Raw genomic sequence first — 16,478 nt, forward strand, 5'->3', positions numbered from 1 at the left:
GATGCACGTTGGGGCAATCCCGAGACCACTCCAGAGGACAAGAAGGTGGCGGAACTTATGAACGGATACTGGGTAAATTTCGCCAAGACCGGAAATCCGAATGGAGATGGATTACCAAACTGGCCTGTCTATACTAAAAATGAAGGTGAAATTATGGATATACAGTTAGATGGTGAAGCCGTTGGAAAGCCAGATCCAAGAAAAGCGAGATTGGATGTCATTGAAAAGGGGGTTAAACTCAGAAACGAACTACAATCACGTGGTATATAAATCAGTTGTGCATTCCATGAATAAAATCAACAACATACTTTCAACAACCGTTTTGTTTTTAACATTTCTAGGTCAAGGTTTTTCACAAACCAATCGGGTTATTGAGGTATTTCCTGAAGGCACCGTTTTGCATGGCAATATCAATTATGCCAACGACACACTGCAAAAGCATTTGTTGGATATCTATTTACCTCCAAAAGTATCCGGTAAAATACCCTTGGTCGTTTTTGTGCATGGCGGCGGTTGGTTGGTCAATGACAAATACGCCGATATCGGTTATATGAAAAAAACCGTTGCTGAAATCATTTCCAAAGGTTTTGCCTTGGCCTCCATCGATTACCGTTTTGCGACCCAAGGTGTTTTTCCTGCCCAAATACAGGATTGTAACCGTGCGGTTTCCTTCTTGGTCGATAATGCCGATACGTATGGTTTCGATAAAGACCGAATCGCCGTAATGGGATTTTCAGCAGGCGGGCATTTGGCCTCCTTGATGGGACTTTCAAAAAATAACGATATTCCCGATTTCTTTGTTCCAGAAACCACTAAAGCGTTTGATTTTAAGGCCGTGGTGGATTTCTACGGCCCCGCCGAACTTATTTTATTCCCAGGGGCCAATGATGCCAAATCGCCTGAAGCTTTATTGATTGGTGCTCCTCCCCTTGATAGACCTGACTTGGCCAAGATGGCTAGTCCGGTAACCTATGTGGATGAAAAGGATCCTCCTTTTCTGATTGTTCATGGGGAAAAGGATGATTTGGTTTCGCCTAGGCAATCCCAACTTTTGAGTTCATGGTTGACGGTTAATGGTGTTGAAAACGAATTGATCGTGGTTAAGGATGCCCCACATTTTGGAGAGATGTTCGATGTGGGACCTATACGGACAAAGGTTATTGCTTTTTTGCAAAGACATCTATAGAAATGAGTACTAATTAGTAAAGTAAATGTGTATGAAAGCGAAGGAAAACAATTTAGATAGAAGAAATTTTATATCGAAATCCGCCCTTCTGGGAGCGGGTATAGTGGCAAGCCCAATGGCTTTTGCCAATGGGAAAAATGCACCTGATAAAATTGAGGGTTTAAAAACAGCTTCCAGCCCTGAGAAGCGAATGCTGGGCGCATTGGAAGTCTCGCCAATTGGATTGGGTTGTATGAGCATGAAAAGTGGCAGCTACAATCCACCAAGAGATACCAAGGATATGATTCCCGTAATCCGTGGTGCTTTTGATTTGGGCGTTACCTTTTTCGATACCGCCGAAGTATACGGACCATTTACTGACGAGGAATTAGTGGGTGAGGCACTGCAACCCATTAGGGACAAAGTGGTCATTGCCAGCAAATTCGGGTTTGAGCTTTCGACCGGAAGTCGTGGGGGAAGAAATAGCAGGCCGGAAAATATAAGAAACGCAGTTGAAGGTATGTTAAAACGCCTTCGTACCGATCGTATCGATTTGTTGTACCTACATCGTTTGGACCCAAACGTACCGATTGAGGACGTTGCCGGAACGGTCAAGGATTTGATCAAGGAAGGCAAGGCGCTCCATTTTGGACTTTCCGAAGTATCACCAACGACCATACGAAAGGCCCATGCAGAGCAGCCCGTTGCTGCCCTTCAGAGCGAATACTCCATTATTCAGCGTGCCCTTGAAAATGAAGTAATAGATACTTGTGGCGAATTAGGAATCGGTTTTGTACCATGGGGACCGGTTTGTCGAGGATTTTTAGGCGATAAGTTCAACGAGCATAGCCGTTTTTCAAGTGACTCCCGCTTATCCCAAGTCCCTTATTTTACACCGGAAGCTATTGTGGCACACATGGAGATGCTCACGCTGGTGCGAGAATGGGGACGAAAAAAGGATGCCACTCCGGCCCAAATAGCTTTGGCTTGGGTAATGGCACAAAAACCCTTTATTGTGCCAATTCCCGGAACTACGAAATTGCATCATGTAAAACAGAACCAAGGAGCACTTAACATTACTTTTTCAGATGCGGAATTAAAAGAATTCAGGAGTGCTCTGGAGCAGATAAAACTTGTAGGCGTCCGTGGACCAGAAACAGCCCTGGTAGACCAATAATTGATAAGTTTATTAAAACACTGTTTTTATCGATTTTGCCAATACTATAAATATGGATTCTTCCCTTTCAAAAAATCAAAAAACCTATATTCACATAGCCCAAAATTTTTTGATGCAATTGAGAGGGCAATTCCCTATTACCCAAGCAACACAAATCATAAAGTTGCGAAAAGCTTCAGATTTTGCGGATATATTAAATATTCATGTAAATCACTTGAATCGGGCCATCAAACTATATACGGGTAAAACGACTACCCAAAATATTAACGAATGTTTTATTAAGGAATCAAAAGGACTGCTCAAAAGTACCGACTGGCCAATTACTGCCATAGCTATGGTCTTTGGTTTTAGGGAAGCAAATCATTTCAGTGCTTTTTTCAAAAAACATGGAGGTTATACGCCAACAAATTACAGGACATTAAAGATCAAAAAATAATGGTAACCCGTTTGATATTTATTATTTTCTTGGTATCGCGATTATGTAGTGCCCAAGGGTCCGTGGATGAATCGAGCAACATATTAATCGTCTATTTATCAAGAACGAATAACACTAAAGTTGTGGCCGAAATGATACATGAAAAAGTGGGAGGTGATCTAGTGGCATTGGAATTAAAAAATCCCTATCCCGAAAACTATAAGTCCATTGTGGCACAAGTGGCGGAAGAAAATCGTACCGGCTTTCTTCCGCCCCTGAAAACACAAGTGGATATGGTCAAATATGATACAGTTTTTGTAGGATTCCCTACATGGGGAATGCAATTGCCACCTCCCATAAAAAGTTTTTTAACCCAGTATGATTTTAAAAACAAAACGATAATTCCTTTCAATACTAACGCTGGTTATGGAATTGGCAGTAGCTTTCAAAAAGTAAAATATCTTTGCGATAATTGCAACATTTTAGAAGGATTTTCTGTAACGGGAGGTAAAGAGCGAGATGGAATTTATTTGGCGATAAAAGGGAACCGAAAAGTAGAAGTTAAGGAATTACTTATGGAATGGCTTGAAAATCTTAAGCCCTTGACTCTCAAAAACTAAAAATAGGCAGGATTTTGGCAAAGTAAGTTATAAACTGTTTGAATTTTGTAGTCTAGATCTAAAATAATAACTATATTTTTAAGTAAATCTTTCGAAAATGGCAATATTCAACTTAAATATCAATGGAACACAACACGAAGTGGACGTTGATCCAAATACACCAATGCTATGGGTACTGCGTGACCACATAAACTTGGTGGGTACAAAATACGGTTGCGGTATTGCCCAATGTGGAGCCTGCACAGTACATTTAGAAGACAATGCAGTACGCTCTTGTCAGTTACCGGTTTCGGCTGTAGGCGAACAACAAATAACAACCATCGAGGGTCTTTCTGAAAATGGTGATCATCCGGTGCAAGAGGCCTGGTTAGAAATAGATGTGCCTCAATGCGGATATTGTCAGGCAGGGCAGATTATGTCAGCTTCCGCATTATTAAAAAGAAACCCGAGTCCATCGGACTCGGAAATTGAAAGTGCCATGAACGGAAATATTTGTCGATGTGGTACCTATACACGAATTAAGAAAGCCGTTAAAATGGCAGCCAATGTTAACCAAAACAAGTAATAGTCATGACTCATATAAAAACAAAATTAGGAAGACGCGCTTTTATTAAGAATACCAGTTTTGCAGGTGGAGGACTTGTGCTTGGGTTTAGTTGGTTAAATTCATGTAAACCAAAAGTAGCCGAGGCACTGGCTATAGAAATAGAAATGCCGAAAGAATGGTATGAAATCAATGGATATTTAAAAATTGGGGATAACGGGGTGGTTACCATAATGTCGCCCAATCCCGAAATTGGCCAGAACGTTAAGACATCCATGCCCATGATCGTGGCAGATGAATTGGAGGTTGATTGGAAGAATGTAGTAGTTGAACAAGCTCCGCTCAATACCGGCCTTTATAGTTGGCAGGTTGCAGGTGGTAGTAGGTCGATCAGTAGTTCTTGGGAAAACCTTCGTATGGCGGGTGCTACCGCTCGCCAAATGCTAAAAGAGGCAGCTGCTAAGGCTTGGCAAGTACCTGTTGAAGAAATTACCGCAGTAGCTGGGGTTCTAGCTCATGAAGCAAGTGGAAATTCTGCTGGCTACGGCGAAATGGCATCAGCAGCATCTGAAATAGAAGTGCCCGAAGAAGTAAAATTGAAGGAAATATCTGATTTCTCCATTATAGGGACCTCCCGAAAGAATGTAGATGGTAAAAAAATAGTTACAGGTAAACCTTTATTTGGATTGGACGTTCAACGCGAAGGAATGTTGATTGCATCGTTAGTACATCCACCAGCCTTTGGCATGAAACTAAAGTCCTTTGATGGGGAAACTGCTAAACAAATGCCTGGTATACGTGATGTTTTTTCCATAAAACTATATGATGACGAATACAAAAAAAATGCTTTCCACTTTACTGCCTATAATGAATTGGTCGTAGTTGTAGGAGACAGTACTTGGCAAGTATTTCAAGCTAAAAAAGCTTTGAATATCAAGTGGGAAAATAATAAGGATATTACGGAGACCATGACCATGTTCGGTAACGAAATGAAAGTTACGTACCCGGCCGGAATGGAAGATTCTGAAACCCACACCGCTAAATTAAAGGAACTGATCAGTCGCAATGCCAAAGTAGCGCGTAAAGATGGTAATCCTGAAGCTGCTTTTAAAAATGCAGCTAAAATAATTGAGAGAAGCTATAGTTGTCCTTTCTTGGCACACAATACCATGGAACCCATGAATTTCTTTGCCAATGTTACAGAGAATCATGCAGAGTTACTCGGTCCTACCCAAACGCCAGAATGGATGGAGACTGCGGTTTCAGAAGTTTTGGGACTTCCATTGGAAAAAATAGATATTCAAATGACACGCCAAGGAGGTGGGTTTGGGCGAAGGTTATATGGTCATTTTATGGTAGAGGTAGCCGCTATTTCGAAACGCATGAAGGCTCCCGTAAAATTGGTATATAGTCGTGAAGATGATATGACCCAAGGTATTTATCGCCCTGCATATTATGCGACGTATAGGGCTGCCTTTGATGTAGATAATAATCTAACTGCCTTTCATGTAAAAGCTGGTGGTATACCAGAGAGCCCACTTTTTGCAAATCGTTTTCCTGCAGGTGCTATTGATAATTATTTGGCAGAGGATTTTACTGTTGAATCGAATATTACAACCGGAGCATTTCGTGCGCCGAGATCTAATTTTATAGCAGGTGCAGAACAATCCTTTTTAGATGAGGTGGCCGAGGAAATGGGCAAAGACCCTATCGATTTTAGATTGGAACTATTGAAACGTGCTCAGGAAAATCCAGTAGGAGAAAAAGAATCCAACGATTATGATGCAGCCCGTTATGCTGGGGTTTTAGAATTGGTGCGTGAAAAATCGAATTGGAAACAAACAGAAACTGGTGTACATAGAGGCGTTTCAGCCTATTTCTGTCATCAAAGTTATGTAGCCCAGGTTTTGGATATTGTTATGGAAAACAATAAACCTATTGTTCAAAAAGTTACGGCTGCAATCGATTGTGGTATAGTAGTGAATCCTGATGCTGCCTCCAATTTATCCGAAGGAGGAGCGATAGACGGAATTGGGCATGCAATGTACAGTGGGCTAACTTTTAAAGATGGAATGCCCCAACAAAGTAATTATGATAGTTACCGATTAATTAGACATAAGGAGGCTCCAAAATCTATAGAAACACATTTCGTGCAAAGCGATATTGATCCTACAGGAATGGGAGAACCGCCTTTTCCTCCTATAATGGGAGCTTTGGCAAATGCTTTATATAAAGCTACAGGACAAAGACATTACCATCAGCCATTTATTACGGAAAAACAAGTGGTAGGTTAAGGTATAATCCACCTGATAACAAAAAATGATATTTATTAAAACTTTAAATTAAATTATATAATGGCAACATTCAACATAAACATAAACGGAGCGGAACACAAAGTAGATGTTGATCCAAACACCCCAATTTTATGGGTGTTACGTGATCATGTAAACTTGGTGGGTACCAAATACGGTTGTGGTATAGCCCAATGCGGTGCATGTACCGTACACTTAGGAGATAATGCAGTACGTTCTTGTCAGTTACCTGTTTCAGCGGTAGGTGAACAACAAATAACCACGATTGAAGGACTTTCGGAGAATGGTAACCATCCAGTGCAAAAGGCTTGGTTGGAAATAGACGTACCTCAATGTGGGTATTGCCAGGCAGGACAGATCATGTCAGCTTCCGCCTTGTTGAAAAGAAACCCAAATCCTTCGGATTCGGAAATTGAAAGCGCCATGAACGGAAACATCTGTAGATGTGGCACCTACACTCGTATTAAAAAAGCAATAAAAACAGCTGCTAGAACAGAAAATGTTTAATAAAAATAAACAAAAATGTCAAAGATAAAGACACAGATTGGTCGTCGCGCTTTTATAAGAAATACTAGTCTTGCCGGAGGTGGTCTGGTACTTGGTTTTAGTTGGTTCAATTCATGTAAACCTAATAAGGCAAAGGAAATAGCAGCCATTGAAATGCCAAAGGAATGGTTTGATATCAATGCCTATCTAAAAATTGGTGACAATGGATTGGTGACCATCCAATGCCCAAACCCGGAATTTGGTCAAGGGGTAATGACGTCAATGCCCATGATTTTGGCTGAGGAATTGGATATTGCATGGAAAGATGTACTAGTTGAACAAGCACCTTTTAATGCAGAATTGTACGGAAGACAATTTACTGGAGGTAGCCAGGGTATCCGTTCCAGATGGAATGGATTGCGCATGGCAGGTGCCACAGCAAAACAAATGCTTAAGGAAGCGGCTGCAAAAGCTTGGCAAGTTCCTGTAAGTGAAATTACCACTTCGGAAGGAGTTTTAAGCCATGAGGCTTCGGGCAAGTCGGCCGGATATGGGGAAATGGCAGCTGTGGCCGCACAAATTCCTGTTCCAGAAGAAGTACTTTTAAAAGAAGTAAAGGACTTTAAGATTATAAGTCAATCCAAGAAGAATGTCGACGGTAATAAGATTGTTACGGGAAAACCTCTTTTTGGTGTAGATTATCAATTTGAAGGAGCTTTGATTGCCATGGCTACTCATCCTCCTGCATTTGGCATGAAATTAAAATCTTTTGACGCATCTTCCATAAAAAGTATGCCCGGAATTGTTGATGTATTTGATATAACTACCTATAATGAGGGTTACGAACAAGCCTATTTTGATACCAACACTTTTCCAAATTTGGTGGTTATCGTAGGTAAAACCACTTGGGAAGTAATGAACGCCAAAAAGGCTTTACAAGTAGAATGGGAGCCAATTTCGGATAGTACGTTTACGATGAACATGTTTGGTAATAAAAGAGAAGTACAAATTCCTAGCGGACTTGAAAGTACTACGGTTCATTATGCAAGAATGGAAGAATTATCCGCTAAACCTGGTAAACAAGTACGTAAGGATGGTAATCCAGAAGCTTTTTTTAAAAATGCGGCAAAGGTTATTGAACGTTCGTATAGTTGTCCCTTTTTGGCACATAATTGTATGGAACCTATGAACTTTTTTGCCAATGTAACCGAAGACTCGGCAAAATTGGCAGGACCACTACAGGCACCTGGTTTTATTGAAGGTACGTTGGCGGCCAGATTAGGATTGCCAGCGGAAAAAATAGAAATTGAAATGACCCGGATGGGAGGAGGATTTGGTCGTAGGGCCTATGCGCACTATGCCGTAGAAGCTGCATTGATATCCAAACAGGTAAAGGCTCCGGTAAAATTAGTCTATAAACGAGAAGATGATATGACTTTTGGAATATACCGACCTTCATACCATGCAACGTATAAAGCGGCCTTGGATGAAAATAACATTCTAGTTGCCTTTCATGTAAAAGCCGGTGGAATACCAGAAACACCGCTTTTTGCAAACAGGTTCCCTGCCGGTGCGGTAGATAATTATTTAGCGGAATCATGGGAAATCAACTCAAATATAACGGTCGGTGCTTTTAGGGCGCCACGTTCTAATTTCATGGCCGGAGTAGAAAACTCCTTTTTAGACGAAGTAGCGGAAGCCGCTGGAAAAGATCCGATAGATTTCCGGTTAGAATTACTTCAAAGAGCAAAGGAAAATCCTGTAGGAGAGAATAATGAATACGAAGCTGATCGTTACGCCGGGGTATTGAAATTGGCAAGAGAGAAATCGGATTGGAATAATACTCCCGAAGGCAAACATAGAGGGGTTTCCGCTTATTTCTGTCATAACAGTTATGCTGCACATGTATTGGATCTTGTGATGGACGGTGATAAACCAATAGTAGAAAATGTAGTTTGTGCTATTGATTGCGGTGTTGTGGTAAATCCTGATGCAGCTATTAACATGGCCGAAGGTGCCATTGTAGATGGCGTAGGTAATGCCATGTATGGCGGCCTTACTTTTATAGATGGCAAAACCGAGCAGAATAATTTTGATACTTATAAAATGATTCGTCATAGCGAAGCACCAAAAAACATTGAAGTTCATTTTGTGGAAAACGAGATAGACCCAACCGGTTTAGGCGAGCCGCCATTCCCGCCTGTTTTAGGAGCATTGGCCAATGCATTATACAAAGCAACAAGTAAAAGACATTACCATCAGCCTTTTAATACAGATAAACCTGATATAGTAGGGTAATCATTTATAACGATTATGTCGATTGTAAAAACCAAAATAGGAAGACGTTCATTTTTAAAGAATACAGCAATGGCCGGCGGCGGAATGGTGCTTGGTTTTAGTTGGCTGGCTTCTTGTAAAATGACACCCGATGAGGTCAACAATCTGCCCAAGGAATGGTTTAAAATTAACGGTTATCTAAAAATTGCGGACAATGGTCAAATAACCATTATGTCCCCCAACCCTGAAGGGGGTCAGAATGTAAAAACCTCCATGCCCATGATCGTGGCAGAAGAACTGGATGTGGCTTGGGAAGATGTTATTGTTGAACAGGCACCATTGGATACCGATTCCTTTAGCTTTCAGTTTTTAGGGGGAAGTCAGGCCATACGCAGAGGTTGGGAAGGCTTACGCATGGCCGGGGCATCTGCAAGATACATGCTTATGGCCGCCGCCGCCGAGAAATGGCAAGTTCCTATTTCAGAATTAACTACAGCAGCTGGGACAATAAAACATACTGCAAGCGATAAATCCATAGGTTATGGAGAAATTGCTTCAGCTGCCGCAACCATAGCCGTTCCCGAAGAAGTAGTGCTGAAAGAAATTAGTGATTTCAAAATAATAGGCACGTCCAAAAAGAATGTAGACGGCCGAAATATAGTTAGCGGCAAACCTTTATTCAGTATCGATACCTATATAGATGGTATGCTAACCGCAATGATCGTACACCCACCGGCATTTGGTCTAAAATTTAAATCGGTAGATGCCGCTGCCATTAAATCGATGCCCGGTATTCGCGATGTTTTTCCGGTGAAGGTGCTAGAAGACGATTATGAAAGGCAACATTTTGATACCTGTACTTTTTTAGAAGTAGTTGCCATTGTTGGTGAAACCACGTGGCAAGTAATGAACGCCAAAAAAGAAATAAAAATTGCATGGGAACCTTTTGAAACCTATAAGGAAGATAGGAAGCCTTATAGTGGGCCCAAGGAAGTATTGACCATACCGGCCGGGTTAGAAAACTCGGAAGACCATAAAGCTTTAATGGCTGCTATGCTTTCAAAAAAAGCAAAAGAGGTACGTAAAGACGGTAATCCGGAAAAGGCATTTAAGAATGCTTCGAAAGTTGTGGAACGAACTTATACAGCTCCATTTTTGGTACACAACTGTATGGAACCTATGAACTTTTTCGCCAATGTTACCGCTAACAAGGCAGAATTGAAAGGACCCTTACAAAAACCAGAACTTACAGAACATGCCATTTCCGAACGATTGGGCATGCCCATTGAGAACATAGACATTCAAATGACCCGTTTAGGCGGCGGCTATGGCCGTAGGTCCTATGCACATTGGTTAATTGAGGCGGCACTTATTTCCCAAAAAGTGAAAGCTCCGGTAAAATTGGTCTATTCCCGTGAAGATGATATGACCGGTGGTATTTATCGCGCTGCTTATCAAGTAACCTATAAAGCTGCGCTCGATGCAGAAAATAATGTAACCGCTTTTCATGTTAATGCAGGTGGTATTCCAGAAAGCCCTTTGTATGCGGATAGATTTCCTGCGGGTGCCATCCCAAATTATTTGGCCGAAAGTTGGGAAATAAATTCCAACATTTCCATTGGTTCGTTTAGGGCACCACGCTCTAATTTTATGGCCAGTGCAGAACAGTCTTTTTTAGATGAATTGGCCGAGGCTGCAGGAAAGGATCCTATCGATTTTAGGTTGGAGTTGCTGGAAAAAGCAAAAAATAATCCGGTTGGCGAACGAAACGATTATGATGCCGAACGGTATGCCGGTGTTCTTAAAATGGTAAAAGAAAAATCGAACTGGGGAACTAATTCCGACGGAATTTCTAGAGGTGTCTCCGCTTACTTTTGCCATAATTCATATGCAGCCCAAGTGTTGGATATGAAATGGGAAAACGACAAACCTGTGGTTGAGAAAGTGACCTGTGCCATTGATTGTGGTATTATAATCAATCCGGATGCCGCCATAAACTTATGCGAAGGGGGCATTGTAGACGGCATGGGAAATGCACTATATGGCGAACAGACCTTTAAGGATGGTGTACCACAAAAAAGTAATTTCGATAGCTATCGCATGATACGAATGAGCGAAGCTCCCAAGGAAATCGAAATTCATTTTGTAGAAAATGTAATTGATCCCACAGGATTAGGAGAACCCTCTTTTCCTCCCACATTTGCTGCAGTCGCAAATGCCCTGTATAAAGCAACGGGGAAACGACAATATCATCAGCCTTATTTTAAAAATCCTATAAATAACAGCTAACAAAATTTATAGCCTCAAAGAAAACCACACTTTCTTTATTACTTTCAGGACTATGAAAAGATATTATTTTAAGAATCGCTTATTCTTTTTAATAGGTTTATTAGGATTGGTTGGTTGTTCCGATTCAGGTAACATTGTTGATGAAGCCCGAACCTGGATGACCTACCAAGGTGATCCGGCAAGCTCCAGTTACACTCCCTTGGATCAAATAAATACCTCGAATGTAGGCGAATTGCAAAATGTATGGACTTTTCAAACTACTGATTTACCCGAAGGATCCGACCCTGTTACTAGCCAAAGTAACCCAATTATCGTGGATGGCGTGTTATACGCCAATTCCGCTAAACAAACTATATATGCAATAAATGCCAAAACGGGTAAAAAAATATGGTCGTTCAATCCATTGGGAGAAGGTGAACCTAGTGCTACTAGTAGAGGAGTTACGTACTGGGAAAGTGGCGATGACAAGCGTATTTTATATTCTGCAGGTAATTTCTTATTGGCCATTGATGCCACCACAGGACAACTGATTACCACATTTGGGGTAAATGGAAAAGTGAATTTAAACGTTGGTGTACGCGATGACCCCAACAAAATTTCAGTCTCTTTAACTACGCCCGGAAGTATCTATAAAGACTTGATTATCGTTGGGTCTAGATTACCTGATTTCTATGGGGCGCCACCAGGATATATTCGTGCCTATAATGTAAAAACGGGCGAATTGGCTTGGACCTTCCATACCATTCCACATCCTGGGGAACCTGGATATGAAACTTGGCCCCCGGATGCGTATAAATATGCCGGTGGCGCAAATTGCTGGGCAGGGATGAGTATTGATAACCAACGCGGAATGGTATTTTTAGCTTTGGGTTCACCTACGTTTGATTATTACGGGGCAGATAGGGTTGGCGCAAATTTGTACGGTAATAGCGTATTGGCATTGGATGCCGCTACCGGTCATTATAAATGGCATTTTCAGACCGTTCACCATGATATTTGGGATTATGATCTTCCTTGCCCTCCAAATTTGGTTACCCTTGAAAAAGACGGCAAACAAATCGATGCCGTGGCACAGGCAACCAAACATGGATTTATTTTTGTATTGAACCGTGATACAGGCGAATCCCTTTTCCCGATAGAAGAGCGTGAAGTTCCGGAATCCCACCTTCCGGGAGAAGTGGCGTATAAAACACAACCCTTCCCCACCAAACCCAAACCATTTGTAAGACAATCGATGACCGAAGATGATTTAAATCATTTTACGCAACAAGATTACGATTCTATTTTAAAGACCTTTAGAACGGTTAGGTACGAAGGTTTGTTTACACCACCGGATTTAAAAGGTACGTTATCATTACCAGCAACGAGAGGTGGTGTAAACTGGGGTGGGGCTGCATTTGACCCAAATTCATCCTACATGTACATCAGAGGTAACAACCTACCCGAAATACAAACTATTGTAGATGCCAATAAATTTTTTGCGGCCGATAATAGCACTCGGTACGAGTTTGGACGAACCGCTTATCAGAAATACTGTGCCATCTGCCATGGTCCCGAATTAAAAGGGGTGCTGCCAACTTTTCCTACTCTGGTTAGGCTTAAAGAAAAGGTAGAAGAACATGAAACACTATTAAAAATTCGGCAAGGAGGCGGACAAATGCCCGGCTTTAAAGGGGTACTTACGCCACGGGAAGAACGGGGAATTATTGCTTTTTTATATGACAAGGAAGAGCCGGTTATAGAAGTGCCGCAAGAAACTGCTAGTGAGGAAGTACCCGTACGGTATATGAATACAACAGCTTACAGAACTTGGAGCGACCCTAGTGGAAACCCGGCCCTAAAAGCTCCCTGGAATACCTTGAGCGCCTTAAACCTTTCCACAGGTGAATATGAATGGCAAGTACCGTTGGGCAATGATGAAAAATTACAGGAAGAAGGCGCCCCCCATACAGGTTTATTAGCGCGCTCTGGCCCTATGGTTACTGCTGGGGGCTTGGTATTCATTAGCGGTGCGGCAGATCAAAAACTATGGGCATTTGACAAAAAAACGGGTAAATTGGTTTGGGAAACAGATTTACCCGCAGCCAATAATGCGAATGTATGTTCGTATTCCGTAGATGGCAAACAGTATATTGCCCTCTCCGTTGGTGGCACAAAAGAAAACCCTTCAGGGTCTATTATGGCATTTGCATTGCCATAATAAAAGTAGAAGTGCTGAAAATATTCATGGGTTGAGAAGAAGTTGCGGATAACTTTTCCCGTAATTATGCGTTTAAAAATAGCTTTATCTTGTTAGTAAGTTCTAAAGTATACTTGTTCTTATTGCTATTAGGGATTAAGGTGTCGTCTATTTCTTAGTTAATTTTCAAATGAAACAGAAACTTGTTATTTAATACCATTGTTAGCACTTTATCCTCACTATAGAATCCTATTGATTGCTAAATTCAACAAGAAAAAAATACTAAATGTTGATGAAAATTATATAAACACAACTGAATTAAAAGCAAAAGAAAAACCTATCATTAAATTACTTTGTATGAAGCAATTTTATTTAATACTTCCATATTTGATAGTTTTTATAAGCTGTTCAACTGAAAATGATGCGATAGAAAACTTAAAAATAAAACCACCAAACGTCATAAATGGAACTTGAATATCATCTTCTAGTGATAAGTTTTCATTTTAATCGTATTCCTTGCAAAATTGGCAATACGTACTGATAATTGAGAATCATTTATAAAATAGAACTAGTCAAAATCAATCATTTTCAATACTTGAGAGCCAATATTCTCTTTTGTTCTAATAAAGTCATTTGATTTTGCTTTTTTCGCTTAAAAACCCCCTTTTTTTATTCGTAATTTAAAAAATAATAACCAAGATCAGTCCTGTAAAGCGGAAGTTACAATAGCTTTAGGTGCCTTAAATTAACTGTTTTAAATTTGTCATATGAGCTCAAAAACAGCATTGTTTTCAAGATTTAATTTGGATTTTGTTCTTTACAGGGTTTTGAATGTAGAGAACTTGAAAAGATATTCTTATTACCAAGATCATTCTAAAGATTCTCTTGATATGGTTATCGATGTTGCATCGGAAATAGCGGACCGAATTTTGTGGCCTGTATTTTCAGCATCTGATCAAAATCCTCCGGTTTTAGAAAATGGAAATGTATCTGTACACAAATCCATAGGTGATTATGTAAAAGCATATAGTGAAGCAGGACTAACCGGAGCAACGTTTTCTTCTGTTAATGGTGGCATACAACTCCCCAAAACTATAGGAGCGGCTTTAGAATTTGTTTTATGCGCCTCTTCCAATAGTTTTATAATGTATACGGATTTGGCTAAAGGAATCGCAAATTTAATAGACAAATTTGGAACTGAAGCTCAGAAACAAACCTACTTACCTCATATTTTTTCGGGTAACTATTTAGGCACCATGTGCCTTACAGAAGCAGATTCCGGCAGTTCCTTGGCCGGTATTAGGACTAAAGCGACACCCAATGACGATGGCGGTTTTAATATAGTAGGACAAAAAATCTTTATATCCGCCGGTGATCAGAATATTTCAGAAAATATTATTCATTTGGTCCTAGCACGAATAGAGGGTGCGCCAAAGGGAGTAAAAGGAATTTCACTTTTTATTGTACCCAAAAAAAATGAAAATGGCGAAAGCAATGGTGTATTGCCCATTGCCATTTATCATAAAATGGGACAAAAAGCGACGCCTGCCATGCACCTATCTTTTGGCGAAAAAGAAACGTGTAAGGGTTATTTATTAGGCGAGGCAAATAAAGGGCTACATCAAATGTTCGTAATGATGGATGGGGCACGCTTAAGTGTTGGTCTTATGGGCGCCAGTATGTCTTCTGCAGCCTATGTATTGGCATTACAATATGCCAGCGAAAGAAAACAGGGCAATAGCCTTAAAGCAAATGCAATAAAAGAACCCGTACCTATACTACAGCATCCTGATGTACGCAGAATGTTGTTGCAACAAAAAGCCTTTGTTGAAGGTGCCCTGTGCTTTGTACTGCAATGTTATACCTATTTGGATATTCAAAAAGCAACGGAAGATATAAAAGAGAAAGAGAAATACACACAATTATTAAACCTATTGACCCCTGTGGCGAAAACATATTGTGCAGAGTATGGGGTTGCTTCGGTAAACCAGGCGTTACAAGTGTTGGGTGGCTACGGCTATACAAAAGATTTTCCCTTGGAGCAATTGGCAAGGGATATTCGTATTCTTCCCATTTATGAGGGCACCACGGGCATTCATTCTTTAGGTCTACTGGGCAGGCAAGTATTGGCGAACAATGGAGAAAATTTAGAAATATGGTATACTGAAGTTCTAGCAGTCATTGCAAGTGCAACCAACGTCCCTAATGTACTAAAGCATGCACTATTGCTTCAAGAAGAGCTTACCAACTTTAAAACAATTACGACTTTTATACAGAAATTGAGTACCGAACTGTCACCTGAAGAATACCTTTCAGACGCGACATTATACATGGATTATTTTGGGACATTAAATATGGCTTGGCAATGGTTAAAACAAGGGGTGGCCGCACAACAGCAATTAGAAGTCAATGAAGGTGAAACACTCTTTTATGAATCTAAATTAAAGACCATGCAATTCTTTTATAGTTATGAAATGCCTAAATTAAAAGGTTTGGCCAAGAGTCTCTTAAATCCTTCTTTTTTGAATATTTTCGATACCGACAAAGAGATTTTAATTTAAATAAGAGATCGTTTATTCATGAAAAACGAATCGAACATACCGAGTTTACATACATCCCAGTTTGATGAGTTTCTCTTTCCAGGCTGGAAACCACCCAATTATTCTTCCTATCACCATTTTCATATAACCAGAATAGAACAGTACGTAAATCATTTAAAAGTACCGGTGCTACCGCATAGAAGAGCGGTCAACTTTTTTATCTTTCTAACAAAGGGTAAGGCCATTAGGAGCAAAGGGTTAAAGCAGTATGAAATTCTTGAAAATCATTTTTACTTTTTACCGGCAGATCAGATTACGTCACTAACTTATGTGAGTAAAGATGCCGAAGGTTTCTATTGCCATTTTAGTTCAGAAGTTTTGCAACATAAGATGTTACAACTAGACTTGGTCAAAGATTTTCTGATTGTCCGCAAGCACTCATAATTTAAAAATACTTGTTATTTTTGTAAAAAA

At 40.4% G+C, this 16,478-nt stretch carries 13 protein-coding genes; all 13 read left to right on the top strand.

All coding sequences use genetic code 11. The features are described from left to right. Nucleotides 1-270: carboxylesterase family protein (locus AACZ49_RS18665; protein ID WP_339657824.1), on the top strand; the 270-nt coding region annotated here is incomplete at its 5' end. Between the two features lie 16 nt (nt 271-286). Next, the gene (locus tag AACZ49_RS18670; RefSeq protein ID WP_339657825.1) at nt 287-1,186 is read left to right on the top strand and encodes an alpha/beta hydrolase; all 900 of its coding nucleotides are present in this window, start codon (nt 287-289) and stop codon (nt 1,184-1,186) included. Between the two features lie 31 nt (nt 1,187-1,217). After that, entirely contained in the window at nt 1,218-2,342 is a 1,125-nt protein-coding gene (locus tag AACZ49_RS18675) for an aldo/keto reductase (protein WP_339657827.1), read from the top strand. Nucleotides 2,343-2,394: 52 nt separating this feature from the next. Continuing rightward, a complete protein-coding gene (locus AACZ49_RS18680) occupies nt 2,395-2,778 on the top strand; it encodes an AraC family transcriptional regulator (RefSeq protein WP_339657828.1) in 384 nt (127 codons plus the stop codon). Beyond that, nucleotides 2,778-3,377 (top strand): flavodoxin, encoded by a 600-nt coding sequence (locus AACZ49_RS18685; protein WP_339657830.1) that lies wholly within the window; start codon nt 2,778-2,780, stop codon nt 3,375-3,377. Before AACZ49_RS18680 ends, AACZ49_RS18685 begins: the two co-directional genes overlap by 1 nt. 97 nt (nt 3,378-3,474) lie before the next feature. After that, the gene (locus tag AACZ49_RS18690; protein WP_339657832.1) at nt 3,475-3,942 is read left to right on the top strand and encodes a (2Fe-2S)-binding protein; all 468 of its coding nucleotides are present in this window, start codon (nt 3,475-3,477) and stop codon (nt 3,940-3,942) included. 5 nt (nt 3,943-3,947) lie between these two features. Next, a complete protein-coding gene (locus tag AACZ49_RS18695) occupies nt 3,948-6,215 on the top strand; it encodes a molybdopterin cofactor-binding domain-containing protein (RefSeq protein WP_339657834.1) in 2,268 nt (755 codons plus the stop codon). A gap of 60 nt (nt 6,216-6,275) precedes the next feature. Beyond that, on the top strand, nt 6,276-6,740 hold the full coding sequence (locus AACZ49_RS18700) for a (2Fe-2S)-binding protein (protein ID WP_339657836.1): 465 nt from the start codon (nt 6,276-6,278) through the stop codon (nt 6,738-6,740). A gap of 15 nt (nt 6,741-6,755) precedes the next feature. Beyond that, nucleotides 6,756-9,017 (top strand): molybdopterin cofactor-binding domain-containing protein, encoded by a 2,262-nt coding sequence (locus AACZ49_RS18705; protein ID WP_339657838.1) that lies wholly within the window; start codon nt 6,756-6,758, stop codon nt 9,015-9,017. Nucleotides 9,018-9,032: 15 nt separating this feature from the next. Further along, nucleotides 9,033-11,285, top strand: coding sequence for a molybdopterin cofactor-binding domain-containing protein (locus AACZ49_RS18710; protein WP_339657840.1), 2,253 nt, complete (start codon nt 9,033-9,035; stop codon nt 11,283-11,285). A 52-nt stretch (nt 11,286-11,337) separates the two neighbouring features. Beyond that, on the top strand, nt 11,338-13,485 hold the full coding sequence (locus tag AACZ49_RS18715; RefSeq protein WP_339657842.1) for a PQQ-binding-like beta-propeller repeat protein: 2,148 nt from the start codon (nt 11,338-11,340) through the stop codon (nt 13,483-13,485). Between the two features lie 746 nt (nt 13,486-14,231). After that, on the top strand, nt 14,232-16,025 hold the full coding sequence (locus AACZ49_RS18720) for an acyl-CoA dehydrogenase (RefSeq protein WP_339657844.1): 1,794 nt from the start codon (nt 14,232-14,234) through the stop codon (nt 16,023-16,025). 18 nt (nt 16,026-16,043) lie between these two features. Continuing rightward, nucleotides 16,044-16,448 (top strand): hypothetical protein, encoded by a 405-nt coding sequence (locus AACZ49_RS18725; RefSeq protein ID WP_339657846.1) that lies wholly within the window; start codon nt 16,044-16,046, stop codon nt 16,446-16,448. Nucleotides 16,449-16,478: the final 30 nt, after the last annotated feature.

It is taken from the genome of uncultured Maribacter sp., assembly GCF_963975365.1.
Taxonomy (GTDB): domain Bacteria; phylum Bacteroidota; class Bacteroidia; order Flavobacteriales; family Flavobacteriaceae; genus Maribacter.

What these genes read in the sequence shown, in the direction of transcription:
- AACZ49_RS18695 (WP_339657834.1), top strand. Translation starts at nt 3,948, where the DNA reads ATGACTCATATAAAAACAAAATTAGGAAGACGCGCTTTTATTAAGAAT.
- AACZ49_RS18680 (WP_339657828.1), top strand. Translation starts at nt 2,395, where the DNA reads ATGGATTCTTCCCTTTCAAAAAATCAAAAAACCTATATTCACATAGCC.
- AACZ49_RS18705 (WP_339657838.1), top strand. Translation starts at nt 6,756, where the DNA reads ATGTCAAAGATAAAGACACAGATTGGTCGTCGCGCTTTTATAAGAAAT.
- AACZ49_RS18700 (WP_339657836.1), top strand. Translation starts at nt 6,276, where the DNA reads ATGGCAACATTCAACATAAACATAAACGGAGCGGAACACAAAGTAGAT.
- AACZ49_RS18670 (WP_339657825.1), top strand. Translation starts at nt 287, where the DNA reads ATGAATAAAATCAACAACATACTTTCAACAACCGTTTTGTTTTTAACA.
- AACZ49_RS18720 (WP_339657844.1), top strand. Translation starts at nt 14,232, where the DNA reads ATGAGCTCAAAAACAGCATTGTTTTCAAGATTTAATTTGGATTTTGTT.
- AACZ49_RS18725 (WP_339657846.1), top strand. Translation starts at nt 16,044, where the DNA reads ATGAAAAACGAATCGAACATACCGAGTTTACATACATCCCAGTTTGAT.
- AACZ49_RS18710 (WP_339657840.1), top strand. Translation starts at nt 9,033, where the DNA reads ATGTCGATTGTAAAAACCAAAATAGGAAGACGTTCATTTTTAAAGAAT.
- AACZ49_RS18715 (WP_339657842.1), top strand. Translation starts at nt 11,338, where the DNA reads ATGAAAAGATATTATTTTAAGAATCGCTTATTCTTTTTAATAGGTTTA.
- AACZ49_RS18675 (WP_339657827.1), top strand. Translation starts at nt 1,218, where the DNA reads ATGAAAGCGAAGGAAAACAATTTAGATAGAAGAAATTTTATATCGAAA.
- AACZ49_RS18685 (WP_339657830.1), top strand. Translation starts at nt 2,778, where the DNA reads ATGGTAACCCGTTTGATATTTATTATTTTCTTGGTATCGCGATTATGT.
- AACZ49_RS18690 (WP_339657832.1), top strand. Translation starts at nt 3,475, where the DNA reads ATGGCAATATTCAACTTAAATATCAATGGAACACAACACGAAGTGGAC.